The organism is Sphingomonas sp. ID0503, assembly GCF_048565625.1.
In the GTDB taxonomy this organism is placed as follows: domain Bacteria; phylum Pseudomonadota; class Alphaproteobacteria; order Sphingomonadales; family Sphingomonadaceae; genus JBLZUR01.
The window spans coordinates 58,274-71,054 of the sequence record NZ_JBLZUR010000002.1 but is presented as its reverse complement, the minus strand read 5'-3'; the positions used below and the strand labels follow the sequence as shown (position 1 = coordinate 71,054).

The window sequence follows — 12,781 nt, the reverse complement described above, 5'->3', positions numbered from 1 at the left end:
GCTCTTCGCCTCATTGGGGCGGCGAAGAGGTTTCCGTGTCGAAAATGCGTTGGCCCAAATGGGTCCGCAAGGCCGCCAAGGCGTCGGGCTTCGCCGTGCCCGCGACGTCCAGATCAGCCCCTGCCAAGTCCACCGTCGAGGGCAAGGCTCGCCCGCGCCGCCCCGGCCTTATCATCGGCTACGCCTTCGACCGCGCTGATCCCGGCACGCCGATCGATGTCGCGATTTGGGTCGGCGACCGGCTCGTCACCACTGTTCGGGCGGACGAGGGGAAACCCAGCTTCGCGCCATCCGACGCCCCGGATTGCGGGTTCACCGTCCATTGCTCGGAACATGACGCAGACTGGTTCGACCAGCCGGTCACCTTCCGGACTTCCCAGGGCGATCACTTCGGACGCGATCCCCACATGCTGCGTCAACTGATCGGCGTCGAAAATGCCGTCGTCACGTCGGATCAGGTCACTGTCATCGTCCAGGCCCCGCCCGAGCTGCACCGGTTCATCCACCCGGGCGTGACGCTGGATGGCGTGCGGCGGCCGTACTTCCGGCAGACATCCGAATCCGGCGCGATGCTCCTCGCCGTACCGATCGAAGCCGGAGCTGCCGCGCCGCGCGAGGTCGGTCTCCAGTGGCCGACGGGAGAATTTATCACCACGGCGCCGGTCCCGATCGTCCGGTCCCAGCCCAACCTGCTGACCAACGGCGCCTTCCGCGACGCGCTTCGGGGTCAGCCGCAATTCTGGGATGTGGATACAAGATCGGGTACGCTTCTGGAAACGGATCGCGCGGCCTTTGCCCTGGCGGGCGGCGCGGTCGCGAACCATACGATGGTCCGGTTCCGCATGCCTGCCGGATCGCCGTTCCAGACGTTGCTTCGCCAATCCTTCAACCCGACCGAGGATGGCGGCGCGCTGGAGTTGCGCCTGCTGGCCCGCGCAGCCCGGAAGGCAACCCTGCACCTCGTCATCCGCTGCGAGGAGCAGGTGCTCGAAGAAGCCATCTCCGTGACCGAGGATTGGTCCGAGACGGTGCGTGTCGTCCAGCTTCCGGCCAGCCACAGCCCGGCGACGATCACGGTCGAACTGCGCGGCGGCAACCCCGGCGTGCTTGAGATCGCCGGCCTGGGTCTCGGCGAGGCCGGCTTCCAGTACGAAGATCCGCTGGCCGGCCATCGCGTGCTCAATCGCGAGCTCGCGGTCCTGAACGGCGATTTCAACCATTGGCCGCATGGCGTCGTCATCCCCTTCAACGCCCGTCGGGTCGAGACCGCGCGGGGCTGGTTCCTCGTCAGCCGGGCGGCGCAGCCATCCCTGTCGGCGCGCCTTGCGCAGATCCCGAACCCGGAAGGTGACGAAGGCGAGAGCGCATCGTCGCTCTACGGCCTGGCCATCACGGGCTCCCTCAGCGGGAACCGACTGCGGATCGAAGGTGCATTGTCGAAGGAGGCGCTGGCCGCCGGGCGCAATGACGTGCTGAGCCTCATCCTCGGACCGGCGTCGAGACATGGCGGCACCGCGATCTCGCGCATCGATGTCGTCCGACGCGACTATTATGAAGCGGGCAGGCACTGGACCGACACCACGGTTGGCCGGATCGCCGAGGCGGTCGTCGTCCCCGACAGTCCCCAGCGGATCGCTTGCGTCATTGATGAGTCGGCGCGCACGATGCTGAAGGCGGCGGCGGAGGCCGCGCTCGATCAGCCCATGCAGTCGCTCCTGCTGATCGCCCATCTGAACGCCCAGGATATCGACCTCCTCGTCGCCGACGTTCGCCTGGAGGCGCGCGAGGAGGCGGCGGGCGCGCTTACCACGGCGGAGCAGTGGGAGGGCATGGCGTCGCTTTCAGCGGACGGCCGCACCGTACGCGGCTGGGCGGTCGATCGCGGCGACATGGGCGCACCGGCCCTCGTCGAGATCGTCGCCGACGCGGCGCTGATCGCCTCGGTCGCCGCCGACCAGCCCCATGGCGTGCTGACCGGAGCGGCGTACCGCAACGGCAATTGCGCCTTCTCCTACGAACTGCCTCCACAGTTGCGCGACGGTCGTCAGCACGAACTGTCGCTGCGCATCCGCGGCGCGGATCGCCAGCTGGCAGGCGCGCCGTTCACCTTCACCATCGTCGAGAGCGGCTATCAGGTGGCGATCGATCCCGTCACGGCAGGCGTATTGAGCGGCTGGGTCACGCGTACCGGCAGCGGGGAAGCGGTATCGGTGACGCTGACCGCCGATGGTATCGCCACTACGACCCTGGCGGACGGCCTCCGACCCGGCCTACCTCCCTGCGGCTTCGCATTCCGCCTGCCGGAGAATGTGCGGTCGCTTACGCTTTCGACGGACGAGATCGTCCTCGCGCGCTTCGGGGCGGCAGACTCTTCAGCGCCCGAGCAGGCGCTTGGCGACCTCCCCGCGCCTGACCTGGCCTTCGCCCGCAAGTGGGTGGATGCCGACTGGTATCGCGCGGCCCATCCCTTCGCCGCCGATCCCGCAGTCCACTGGCTCGAAGAGGGCGGTGCCGCGGGCCTCAGCCCCAATCCCGGTTTCGACGAACGTCGTTACCGAATGGCGCACCCTGATGTCGCCGCCGCGGTCTCCTCCGGGCAATTGCACTCCGGCTTCATCCATTGGCTCGCCAGCCGCCCCGCCGGCGGGGAACGTGTCAGCAGGCTGCCCAGCGCCGTAATCGCCGCGGAGGCTCCAGTCACGAGTGACGAGGCGGACAACGTGACGTCGCCGGAAGTCACGACGACGCGAAAGGCGGCGCAACTGCAGCGCCTGAACCAGCAGACCTCGATCTACCACCGCTTCGCCCGGCAGCTGATCGAAGATATCGGCATCGAACAGGCGACCGCCGCCGGGGAGCTGACGGCCGGCCTCGCCCGGAGCGAAGCGCTTCTCGCGACCGCCGCCTTCGACACCGCGCGCGAGGATCAGCCGCTGATCTCGGTGATCATGCCAACCTACAACCGTGCGACGGTGATCGCCGATGCGGTCCGCTCCGTCCTCGATCAAAGCTGGTCGAACTGGGAGTTGCTCGTCTGCGACGACGGCAGCATCGACAAGACCCCGCTCGTCATCAAGGGACTTGCCGACCCCCGCATCCGCTACCTGCCGCTACAAAAGGCGAACGGTGCGGCCGCCCGCAACCGGGGCCTCGAATTCGCTCGGGGCGAATATCTCGCCTTCCTCGACTCCGACAATCTCTGGCATCCGCTCTTCCTGGAAGCCGCGCTGCGCACCCTGCAGGATAGCGGCGCGCCGCTCCTCTACTCGGGCTATCTCGATGTCGAGATGCAGGGCTCGCTCTATTGTCGCGGCGAGCTGAGCTTCCGCCCCTATGATCACGGCGACCTTCTCCAGCGCAACTACATCGACCTCAACACGCTGATGTTGCGGCGGGAAGTCTACGACCGCCTCGGCGGCTTCGACGAGACACTACCGCGTGTGCAGGATTGGGATCTCGTCCTCAAATACACCCAGGCCTATCACCCGCTCGCGATGGAGGCCTATCCGGTCCTCTACCGCCGCAACGTCGCCTGGGGCCAGGTGACGGAGATGTTCGTTCACCTGAACTTCAACGACATCGTCCGCGCCAAGGCGCAAAATCGACTGGAGACGGGCCTCGACCTGCTGCAATCGGTCGATCGTCGCGCCGTCACCATCGTCGCGGGCCCTGCCTGGCTCGATGCGCATGATGCGCTTGCAGCCGCACGGACGCTTGGCCAGACGGGCGACGTCCGGCTGATCCTCACCGATACCCCCGCCGCCCGCGCGCTCGCCAAGCAGGTCGGGCTGACGGCGGAGATCCTCTGGATCGCGCCCGGCAAGAGCTTCGCCGCGCTTCTGTGGGGCGAAGGCCTGCTGCTCTCGGACTCCACCTCCGCCCTTCCGCTCGACGACTTGCCGCCGCAGCTCGCAATCGCCCCAATATCGCGCGATGTGGACGCAGTCAGCATTGCTGGCACCGGACGCTCGCTGCCGATCGGCGGCCTGCTGATGTATCCGGTGGAGGAACTGGCTGCGCCGGAAAGGCCTGGCACCATCGTCGTGATCGCGACACCCGCACAGGTGACGGGCTGGCTCCCGCTCCTCCGCAATCAGGCGACCACGTCCCAGCCCCTCCTGCTCGTCACTGTCGTTAACGAGAGCCTGACCGCACACACCTCGGACGGCAAGGACGTGAGCGAAGCGCCGATCGGCGAACGCGCGCTCGCCGCGACGCTCGTCCATGCCGATGCCCTGATCATCTTGCCCGGTGCGGTCGATCCGGCGCGCGGCGCAACCTACGGCAGCTATGCGGCGCTCGGATCGGCCACGATCGTCCTGCCGGAGGGTGATGCTTACGGCGCGTGGGCCGAGGACAGGCTCGCCCATTTCCTGCCGGAAAGCGATGCGGGTCGCGCGCTCAGCACCGCCGTCCGCGCCCATGCCGACCAGGCTGGCGCATTGCGGATGCGTCGCCGGGCACTGGCGCGCGTCAACGATCTGCAGCGGATCGCGACCGTCGCGACCCGTCTGCGCTTTGCCTTGGAAGAAATGATCGGACGGGCGGCCGCCTGACCGCCGCCCGCAGCGTTCAGATCCGCTCGATAACGATCGCGATGCCCTGGCCACCGCCGATGCACATGGTGATCAGGCCATAGCGGCCGCCGGAGCGCTCCAGCTCATACATCGCCTTGACGGTCAGGATCGCGCCAGTTGCGCCGACCGGGTGGCCGAGCGACACGCCCGAGCCGTTGATGTTCGTCTTCTCCGGATCGAAGGATAGCTCCTCGGCAACGGCACAGGCCTGCGCCGCGAAAGCCTCGTTCGACTCGATGACATCGATCTGGTCCAGCTCCAACCCGGCCCGCTTCAGAGCGACCGGCACCGCCTTGACCGGACCAAGCCCCATCAGCGACGGCTCGACGCCGGCATAACCCCAGCCGAGAATCCGTGCGCGCGGCGTCAGCCCCGCCGCCTTCGCCGCCTCGGCAGAGGCCAGCACCAGCGCCGCCGCCCCGTCGTTGATGCCCGATGCATTACCCGCGGTGACGCTGCCATCCTTCTTGAAGGCCGGCTTCAACTTGGCGAGATCTTCGAGCGAGGCGTCGGCGCGGACATGCTCGTCCGTGTCGAACGGGACGACGCCCTTGCGCGTCTTCACCTCGATCGGGACGATCTGGTCCTTGAACCGGCCCTCGGCGATGGCCTGTGCGGCGCGGCGATGGCTCTCCAGCGCAGCCGCGTCCTGCTTCTCGCGCGTGATGTTGTTGCGCGTCGCCACGTTCTCGGCCGTGATCCCCATGTGACAACCCTCGAACGGATCGCTCAGCGTCGCCGTCAGCGCGTCTAGCATGTTCAGCGTGCCGAACTTCTGGCCGAAGCGCGCTTCGGTGACATGGTGCGGCGCGCGGCTCATGCTCTCGACGCCACCCGCCACGACGAACTCCGCTTCGCCGAGGGTCACCAGCTGCGCCCCCGACACGATCGCCTGCGCGCCGGTGCCGCAAAGCCGATTGACCGCGAATGCGCCGGATTCGATGGGCACGCCGGCTTCCACCGAGGCATATCGGGGCAGGTAGACGTCCTCCGGCTTGGTCGGGATCACCTGGCCGATCACGACATGCTGAACCTGCTTGGCCTCGATCCCTGCGCGGCTGATCGCCTCGGCGATGACCGTCTTTGCCAGGGTCGCCGCCGGCACATCCTTCAACGCACCACCGAAATCACCGATCGCGGTCCGCACACCCGACAAGATCACCACGTCCTGAAGCATCGATATCCATCCTCGTTCACGCCACGCCGGGCGACTTTCCGCAATGCAGTACGAGAGGCCATGTAGTCGCTGCGCCGGGCGCAAGGAAGAGGGCGCTACCAGCGTGCGATCGCATGACCGTTTCTTTGTGGCACCGCAGTAAAGCTATCCGCCGCGGGGTTGCAATTGACAGCCCTCTGCGCTCTTGGGGCGGCGGGAGAAAAAGGCTGGCGTGGTGCCTTGCGCACCAACGCGCGCCATCGTCGGTCGGCAAGGGGGGGCGTCGATGACACGTATCGTAGTTCTGCGGGAAACCAGTTCGGGGGAACGCCGTGTCGCCGCGTCGCCTGAGACGGTGAAGAAGTTCATCGCCCTTGGGGCGGATGTCGCCGTCGAGGCAGGCGCCGGTGAGACTGCCGCCATCGAGGATGCGGCCTTTGCCGAGGCGGGCGCGACCCTCGGGCCGCGCGACGCGGTGCTCGCCGGGGCCGACCTGCTCCTCGTCGTCCAGGCACCTGAGGCCGGTACGATCGCCGCCGCCCCCGCGGGTGCCACGATCATCGGTGCGCTCAACCCCTACAACAATCGGGCGGTGCTGGACGCCTATGCGCAAGCGGGACTTGGCGCCTTCGCCATGGAGTTCGTGCCCCGCATCACGCGCGCGCAGTCGATGGACGTGCTGTCGTCGCAGGCGAACCTCGCCGGTTACAAGGCTGTGCTCGATGCCGCCGCGGAATATGGCCGCGCCTTCCCGATGATGATGACCGCCGCCGGCACCGTCGCCGCTGCCCGCGTCTTCGTCATGGGCGTCGGCGTGGCGGGCCTCCAGGCAATCGCGACGGCCAAGCGCCTCGGCGGGGCTGTCTCAGCCACCGACGTGCGCGCGGCCGTCAAGGAGCAGATCGAATCGCTCGGCGCCAAGGCGATCTTCGTCGAGGGCGAGGCGCAGGACGACAGTGCCACCGGCGGCTACGCGACCGAGATGTCAGACGACTACAAGCGCCGCCAGGCCGATCTCGTCTCCGGCCATATCGCCAAGCAGGACGTGGTCATCACCACCGCGCTCATCCCCGGGCGCCCGGCCCCGCGCCTCATCACCGATGCGCAGATCGCGACGATGCGGCCGGGCTCGGTCATCGTCGATCTCGCCGTCGAACAGGGCGGCAATGTCGAGGGCTCGGTAGCGGGCGAGGTGGTCGAGCGGCATGGCGTCCGCGTCGTGGGCCACCGCAACGTGCCCTCGCGCCTCGCCGCCGACGCTTCGGCGCTCTACGCGCGCAACCTCTACAACTTCATCGCCGCGTTCTGGGACAAGGAGGCCAAGGCCCCCGTCTGGAAGGCGGAGGATGAGATCATCAAGGCGGTCACGCTGACGAGCGGCGGTGCGGTGGTCCACCCCGCGCTCGCCGCCTGACCGAGTTCAAGGACCAGCACCATGCACCAGCCGGCTTCCTATACCGACCTGTTCTTCGTCTTCATGCTCGCGGGCTTCCTCGGCTTCCAGCTGATCAAGCGCGTCTCGCCGCTGCTTCACTCGCCCCTGATGTCGCTGACCAACGCCATAGCGGCGGTGGTGATCGTCGGCGCGATCCTGGTGACGGGCGCCGGCGACGCCACCCCGCTCGCCAAGGCGCTCGGCTTCGTCGCGATCTTCGCCGCGACGGTGAACGTCGTCTCCGGCTTCATGATCACCGACCGCATGCTCAAGATGTTCAAGCGGAAGGGGCAGTAAGATGATGCCTGCCGAGACCATAACCCAGGTCGCCTATCTGGCCGCGTCGGCCCTCTTCATCCTGGCGCTCATGTGGATGAGCCATCCCACCACCGCGCGGCGCGGCGTGCGCTGCGGCGAGATCGGTATGCTCCTCGCCATCCTCGGCACGCTGATCCGCTTCGAGATCGTCCATTACGAGCTGATCTTCGTCGCCATCGCGCTCGGCACGGCGGTCGGCGTGCCGCTCGCCTATTTCATGCCGATGACCGCCATTCCGCAGCGGACCGCCGTCAGCCATGCCTTCGGCGCGCTCGCCGTCGGCCTGATCGGCGTGGTCGAATACTATAAGTACGCGGACAGCGTGGCACCTTGGAGCTTCACCACCTCGGCCCTGATGTTCGAGATGCTGCTCGGCTTCCTGACCTGCACCGCCTCGCTCGTCGCCTTCGGCAAGTTGCAGGAGATTCTCCCCTCTCGCCCGCTGATGTTCAAGGGCCAGCAGGTGGTGAACGTGCTTGTCTTCCTGGCCGCGATCGGCCTGGCGCTGGCGATGATCGTCAGCCCGTCCTCGACCTATCTGTTCCCCGCCTTCGTCGCGGCTACGCTCCTCTTCGGTGTTCTCTTGGTCGCGCCGATCGGCGGGGCGGACATGCCGACCGTGATCGCGCTCCTCAACGCCTATGCCGGCCTCGCCGCGTCCGCGATGGGCTTCGCGCTCGACAACAAGCTGCTGATCGTCACCGGCGCGCTCGACGGCACGTCGGGCCTGATTCTGGCGATCATCATGTGCAAGGCGATGAACCGCAGCTTCACCAACGTGCTGTTCGGCGGCTTCGGCCAGCTCGCGGCGGGGTCATCGGCCGGCGGCGAAGACGACCGCGTCGTCCGCTCCGCCTCGCCCGAGGAAGCGGCGATGCGGCTGGAGATGGCCAGCTCCGTTGTCATCGTTCCCGGTTACGGCATGGCGGTCGCCCAGGCGCAGCATAAAGTCAGCGAACTCTACAAGACGCTCTCGGCCAAGGGCGTGGACGTGAAATTTGCGATCCACCCGGTCGCCGGCCGCATGCCCGGGCACATGAACGTCCTGCTGGCCGAAGCGGACGTCCCCTACGATCGTCTGGTGGAGCTGGAGGACATCAACCCCGATCTGCCGCAGACCGACGTCGCCCTAATCGTGGGGGCCAACGACACGATCAACCCCGCCGCGCGCGACGATCCGAACAGCGCCATCGCCGGCATGCCGATCATCGAGGCGGACAAGGCACGCTCGGTGATGGTGGTGAAGCGCAGCCTCAACGCCGGCTTCGCGGGCATCGACAACCCGATCTACTATAACGAAAACACCCAGATGCTGTTCGGCGACGCCAAGGCGTTCACCGGCGACATCAACAAGGAACTGAGCGAGGGCGGCGGGCACTGAGCGCGACCCGCGCACTATCAGACATCATTCCTTGGCAGTACCTGGCTCCGCCATGTCGCGGTGCTTCCTGGCGAGCAGGCTGTCCGGCGTGATGTGGCTCATCGCCGCCTGCAACTTGTTCTTCCAGCCGGACACGACATGGCCGGCGCCCGCCAGCAGGGCGTCCCAGCCGTGGCGCGCCGTCGCCGCCGGATCCTCTTTCTTGTCGTCCGTACCGACCTTGGTATCCATCATGTCGGCGCGGTCGAAGAACTCGGTCTCGGTCGGCCCCGGCATCAGCACGGTGACGGTAACACCGGTATCCCGAAGCTCCTCGCGCAGCGCGTAGGAGAAGCTGTCGAGATAGGCCTTGGTGCCGTTGTAGACCGCCTGGAAGCTGCCGGGCATCAGCCCGGCGATCGATCCGACGATCAGGATCTTGCCCTCACCCCGTGCCGCCATCTGCTGCGCGATCTTCTGCAGCAGATAGGTCGTGCCCGTCACGTTGGTGTCAATCACCCGCCGCCAATCGGCGACATCCTGATCGACGAACGCCCGGCCGAGGCCGCGTCCGGCATTGGCGAGCAGGATATCGATAGGCCGCCCGCCCGTCGCGGCAAGCAGCTGGTCGTTGCCCTCGAAGGTGGAAAGGTCCGCCTCGACCGCAGTCACCTCCGTGCCGTGCGCCTTCAGGTCTTCGCTTGCGGCGTTGATCAGCGGCTCGTCCGCCACCACGATCAGGTCGTATCCGTCCTTCGCCGCCAGATGGGCGAGTTCGAAGCCGATGCCGGTGGACGCGCCTGTGACGATCGCGAGTTTGTTGGCCATGTCGCTTACTCCGCTGCGATCTCGGGGTCGGGCGACAGACCGGGCTTCAGCACGATCTTGGTCACCTCGTTCTGGTTGTCGTGGAACATCTTGTAGCCATCAGGGGCCTGTTCCAGGGGTAAGGTGTGGCTGATCAGGAAGGTGGTATCGACCTTGTCCTCCATGATCGCGTTGAGGAGACCCGGCATGTAGTGCTGGACATGCGTCTGCCCGGTCTTAAGCGTCAGGCCCTTCTCCATGAAGGCGCCCAGCGGGAACTTGTCGACGAAGCCGCCATAGACCGCCGGCATCGAAACGCGCCCACCCTTGCGGCACGCTATGATCGCCTGACGGATCGAATGAATGCGGTCGGTGCCGAGGAAGGTCGATGCCTTGATCTGGTCGATCACATTGTCGAAGAAGAAGCCGTGCGCCTCCAGGCCGACGCTGTCGATCACCGCGTCGGGGCCGATCCCGCCGGTCATCAGCATCAGCGCCTCGTAGACGGCGCTCTCCTCGAAGTTGATCGTCTCGGCACCGAACTTCTTGGCGAGTTCCAGCCGGCGCGGGAAGTGGTCGATCGCAATCACCCGTTCGGCACCCATCAGGAAGGCGGACTGCACCGCGAACAGGCCGACGGGGCCACATCCCCAGACCGCCACCGTGTCGCCCGGCTCGATCTCGGCATTCTCCGCCGCCATCCATCCGGTCGGCAGGATGTCGGACAGGAACAGCACCTTGTCGTCGTCCACCCCGTCCGGGATGACGATCGGCCCGACGTCGCTGAACGGCACGCGGACATACTCCGCCTGGCCGCCCGCATAGCCGCCGGTCATGTGGCTGTACCCGAACAGGCCGGCCATCGGCTGGCCGTAAGCCTCCTGCGCGATGTCCTGGTTGTCGGCGGGCAGGCCGTTGTCGCAGGCCGAATACTGGTGCTTGCTGCAATGGTAGCAGCTGCCGCAGGAGATCGTGAACGGCACGACGACCCGCTGGCCCTTCTTCAGCGTCGACTTCGGCCCGGTCTCGACCACCTCGCCCATGAACTCATGGCCGAGGACGTCGCCCTTCTGCATCGTCGGGATATAGTGGTCGTATAGGTGCAGGTCGGACCCGCAGATCGCCGTCGAGGTGATCTTGATGATCGCATCGCGCGGGTTGAGGATCTCGGGATCGTCCACCGTATCCATGCGAACGTCGTGCTTGCCGTGCCAGGTCAGCGCGCGCATCAGGCCTTCTCCTCTTCCAGCTGGGCGCGGGTGCGCGATCCGGTAGCGATCTCGCCGGTTTCCATCAGCTGCTTGAAACGGCGCAGGTCGCGGCGCGCCTGGATCGCGGGTTCGCGCTGGAACATCTTGGCGATGATCTTGCCGATCGCGCCGCCCGGCGGATCGTACAGGATGGTGGCGGTCACCACCGTGCCGCGATCGCCGGCATCGCGGAACTCAATGCGGCCGCTGTTCGGAACGTCGGCACCCTCGTCGGAGGTCCAGGCGATCAGCTCACCCGGCCGCTCCTCGGTCACCGTCGCGTCCCATTCGACAGTGCGGCCAGCGGGCGCCTTCACCACCCAGTGTGATCGCCGATCGTCGATGATGTCGATCCGCTCGACATTGTCCATGAACGTCGCAAGGTTCGAGAAGTCCCGCCAATAGGCATAGAGTTCCTCGCGCGGGCGGTTGATGGTCACCGCGCGGGCGGTGATCGCATCGCCCTTGGCATCGATGAAAGCGTCGCTCGCACGATCAAGCGCATCGGATCGCTTCGACGACGCAAGCGGTGCGTCGTCGAGCATGGCGTCATGCTCGGCCATTTTGTCCTCCGTTGGATGTGGCGGCAGAACAAAACGGCAGCCCGCCTGTTCCCGGCAGCCTAAAAAAGCACGGCCGTCTTTAGGCGGTCGGGCGCTTCAGCCCGGACCAAGGGATCAGGGCTGGGGTGCTGCCTCGGCCGCCGGAGCCGGCACGGGCGGGGTCGCCGCGCTACCATCGCCGATCGTCGCGCGAAGCACCCGCGACGGGTTCGCCGGCGGCTCCCCCTTCTCGATCGCGTCGACATAAGCCATGCCGCCGACCACTCGGCCGACCACCGTGTACTTGTTGTCCAGCGACAGGTTGGGCGCGAGCATGATGTAGAACTGGCTGTTGGCGCTGTCCTCGTCACTGGCGCGCGCCATCGCGACCGCACCCCGAACATGCGGCATGCTGTTGAACTCGGCCTTTAAATCGGGAAGCTCCGACCCGCCTTCACCCGTGCCCTTCGGGTCGCCGCCCTGCGCCATGAACCCGTCGATGACGCGATGGAACGTCAACCCGTCGTAGAAGCCGCGACCGGTCAGCACCTTGATCCGCTCGACGGCGAGCGGTGCCTTGTCCGGGCGCAGCTGGATGGTCACGCGCCCGCCGGTCGACAGATCGAGGTTCCAGGTGTTTTCCGGGGTAAGCGGCGGCGGCACGAAGGATTCGGGTGCCGGTGCCGCCTCGACCTTGCGATCCTTCGCCAGCGCCGGCCCGCCAAGCATGAACGCGGCCGTCACCGCCGCCATCGTCAACGATCGAATCATCCGCATCCTCCGCATGCCGGCCAATGCCGCAGCGCCACTTGCCCCTGGCTGAACATCAGCCGCCCTTGCGCCCCGTGGCCTCGACCCGTGCGTCGACCTCCGCCGCCACCTCGGCCGGTACGAAGCGGGTGATGTCGCCACCATAGAGGGCGATCTCCTTCACCAGCCGCGATGCGATCGGCTGCAGCGCCACGTCCGCCATCAGGAACACCGTCTCGACATCATGGTCGAGCTGCTGGTTCATGCCCGCCATCTGATATTCGTATTCGAAGTCGGCGACCGCGCGCAGGCCACGGATGATCATCAACGCCCCCTGCGCGCGGGCGAAGTGGATCAAGAGCGAGTCGAACGCGACCGGCTCGATGCTCTCGTCGATCTTGGCGCATTCCCGGCGGACCATCGCCAGCCGCTCCTCCAGGCTGAACATCGGCGACTTGGACGCATTCGTCGTGACACCGATGACCAGCCGGTCGACCAGCTTCGCCGCGCGCGCGATGATATCGACATGGCCGAGGGTGATCGGGTCGAATGTCCCGGGGTAGATGCCGATCCGCGCCATCCGTGC

The 12,781-nt window shown here is 66.8% G+C and carries 10 protein-coding genes; 4 read left to right on the top strand and 6 right to left on the bottom strand.

Annotated elements, in window-relative coordinates; translation table 11 throughout:
- Positions 1-44 precede the first annotated feature (44 nt).
- A complete protein-coding gene (locus ACM608_RS01325; RefSeq protein WP_419685061.1) occupies positions 45-4,556 on the top strand; it encodes a glycosyltransferase family 2 protein in 4,512 nt (1,503 codons plus the stop codon).
- A gap of 16 nt (positions 4,557-4,572) precedes the next feature.
- On the opposite strand, the gene bktB is transcribed toward ACM608_RS01325, so the two are convergent.
- Positions 4,573-5,754 carry a beta-ketothiolase BktB gene (bktB, locus tag ACM608_RS01320; RefSeq protein WP_419681156.1) on the bottom strand — a complete coding sequence of 394 codons (1,182 nt, stop codon included), beginning with the start codon at positions 5,752-5,754 and terminating at the stop codon, positions 4,573-4,575.
- A 265-nt stretch (positions 5,755-6,019) separates the two neighbouring features.
- Between bktB and ACM608_RS01315 the strand changes: the two genes are divergently transcribed.
- The 3 genes from ACM608_RS01315 to ACM608_RS01305 are packed head-to-tail and all read left to right on the top strand — an operon-like array spanning position 6,020 to position 8,867.
- Positions 6,020-7,147 (top strand): Re/Si-specific NAD(P)(+) transhydrogenase subunit alpha, encoded by a 1,128-nt coding sequence (locus tag ACM608_RS01315; protein WP_419681154.1) that lies wholly within the window; start codon positions 6,020-6,022, stop codon positions 7,145-7,147.
- A gap of 21 nt (positions 7,148-7,168) precedes the next feature.
- On the top strand, positions 7,169-7,465 hold the full coding sequence (locus tag ACM608_RS01310) for an NAD(P) transhydrogenase subunit alpha (protein ID WP_419681152.1): 297 nt from the start codon (positions 7,169-7,171) through the stop codon (positions 7,463-7,465).
- Between the two features lies 1 nt (position 7,466).
- A complete protein-coding gene (locus ACM608_RS01305) occupies positions 7,467-8,867 on the top strand; it encodes an NAD(P)(+) transhydrogenase (Re/Si-specific) subunit beta (protein ID WP_419681150.1) in 1,401 nt (466 codons plus the stop codon).
- 24 nt (positions 8,868-8,891) lie between these two features.
- Here ACM608_RS01305 and ACM608_RS01300 read toward each other — a convergent pair whose 3' ends face one another.
- The 5 genes from ACM608_RS01300 to coaD all read right to left on the bottom strand — a co-directional run bounded on the left by ACM608_RS01300 (position 8,892) and on the right by coaD (position 12,775).
- Positions 8,892-9,674 carry an SDR family NAD(P)-dependent oxidoreductase gene (locus ACM608_RS01300; protein ID WP_419681148.1) on the bottom strand — a complete coding sequence of 261 codons (783 nt, stop codon included), beginning with the start codon at positions 9,672-9,674 and terminating at the stop codon, positions 8,892-8,894.
- A gap of 5 nt (positions 9,675-9,679) precedes the next feature.
- Positions 9,680-10,882 carry a zinc-dependent alcohol dehydrogenase gene (locus ACM608_RS01295; protein ID WP_419681146.1) on the bottom strand — a complete coding sequence of 401 codons (1,203 nt, stop codon included), beginning with the start codon at positions 10,880-10,882 and terminating at the stop codon, positions 9,680-9,682.
- On the bottom strand, positions 10,882-11,448 hold the full coding sequence (locus ACM608_RS01290; protein WP_419685059.1) for an SRPBCC family protein: 567 nt from the start codon (positions 11,446-11,448) through the stop codon (positions 10,882-10,884). The genes ACM608_RS01295 and ACM608_RS01290 overlap by 1 nt, the downstream gene beginning before the upstream one ends.
- Positions 11,449-11,580: 132 nt before the next feature.
- Entirely contained in the window at positions 11,581-12,222 is a 642-nt protein-coding gene (locus ACM608_RS01285) for a peptidylprolyl isomerase (protein ID WP_419681144.1), read from the bottom strand.
- Positions 12,223-12,271: 49 nt separating this feature from the next.
- On the bottom strand, positions 12,272-12,775 hold the full coding sequence (gene coaD, locus ACM608_RS01280) for a pantetheine-phosphate adenylyltransferase (protein WP_419681142.1): 504 nt from the start codon (positions 12,773-12,775) through the stop codon (positions 12,272-12,274).
- Positions 12,776-12,781: the final 6 nt, after the last annotated feature.

What these genes read in the sequence shown, in the direction of transcription:
- ACM608_RS01325 (WP_419685061.1), top strand. Translation starts at nt 45, where the DNA reads ATGCGTTGGCCCAAATGGGTCCGCAAGGCCGCCAAGGCGTCGGGCTTC.
- bktB (WP_419681156.1), bottom strand. Translation starts at nt 5,754, where the DNA reads ATGCTTCAGGACGTGGTGATCTTGTCGGGTGTGCGGACCGCGATCGGT.
- ACM608_RS01315 (WP_419681154.1), top strand. Translation starts at nt 6,020, where the DNA reads ATGACACGTATCGTAGTTCTGCGGGAAACCAGTTCGGGGGAACGCCGT.
- ACM608_RS01310 (WP_419681152.1), top strand. Translation starts at nt 7,169, where the DNA reads ATGCACCAGCCGGCTTCCTATACCGACCTGTTCTTCGTCTTCATGCTC.
- ACM608_RS01305 (WP_419681150.1), top strand. Translation starts at nt 7,467, where the DNA reads ATGATGCCTGCCGAGACCATAACCCAGGTCGCCTATCTGGCCGCGTCG.
- ACM608_RS01300 (WP_419681148.1), bottom strand. Translation starts at nt 9,674, where the DNA reads ATGGCCAACAAACTCGCGATCGTCACAGGCGCGTCCACCGGCATCGGC.
- ACM608_RS01295 (WP_419681146.1), bottom strand. Translation starts at nt 10,882, where the DNA reads ATGCGCGCGCTGACCTGGCACGGCAAGCACGACGTTCGCATGGATACG.
- ACM608_RS01290 (WP_419685059.1), bottom strand. Translation starts at nt 11,448, where the DNA reads ATGCTCGACGACGCACCGCTTGCGTCGTCGAAGCGATCCGATGCGCTT.
- ACM608_RS01285 (WP_419681144.1), bottom strand. Translation starts at nt 12,222, where the DNA reads ATGCGGATGATTCGATCGTTGACGATGGCGGCGGTGACGGCCGCGTTC.
- coaD (WP_419681142.1), bottom strand. Translation starts at nt 12,775, where the DNA reads ATGGCGCGGATCGGCATCTACCCCGGGACATTCGACCCGATCACCCTC.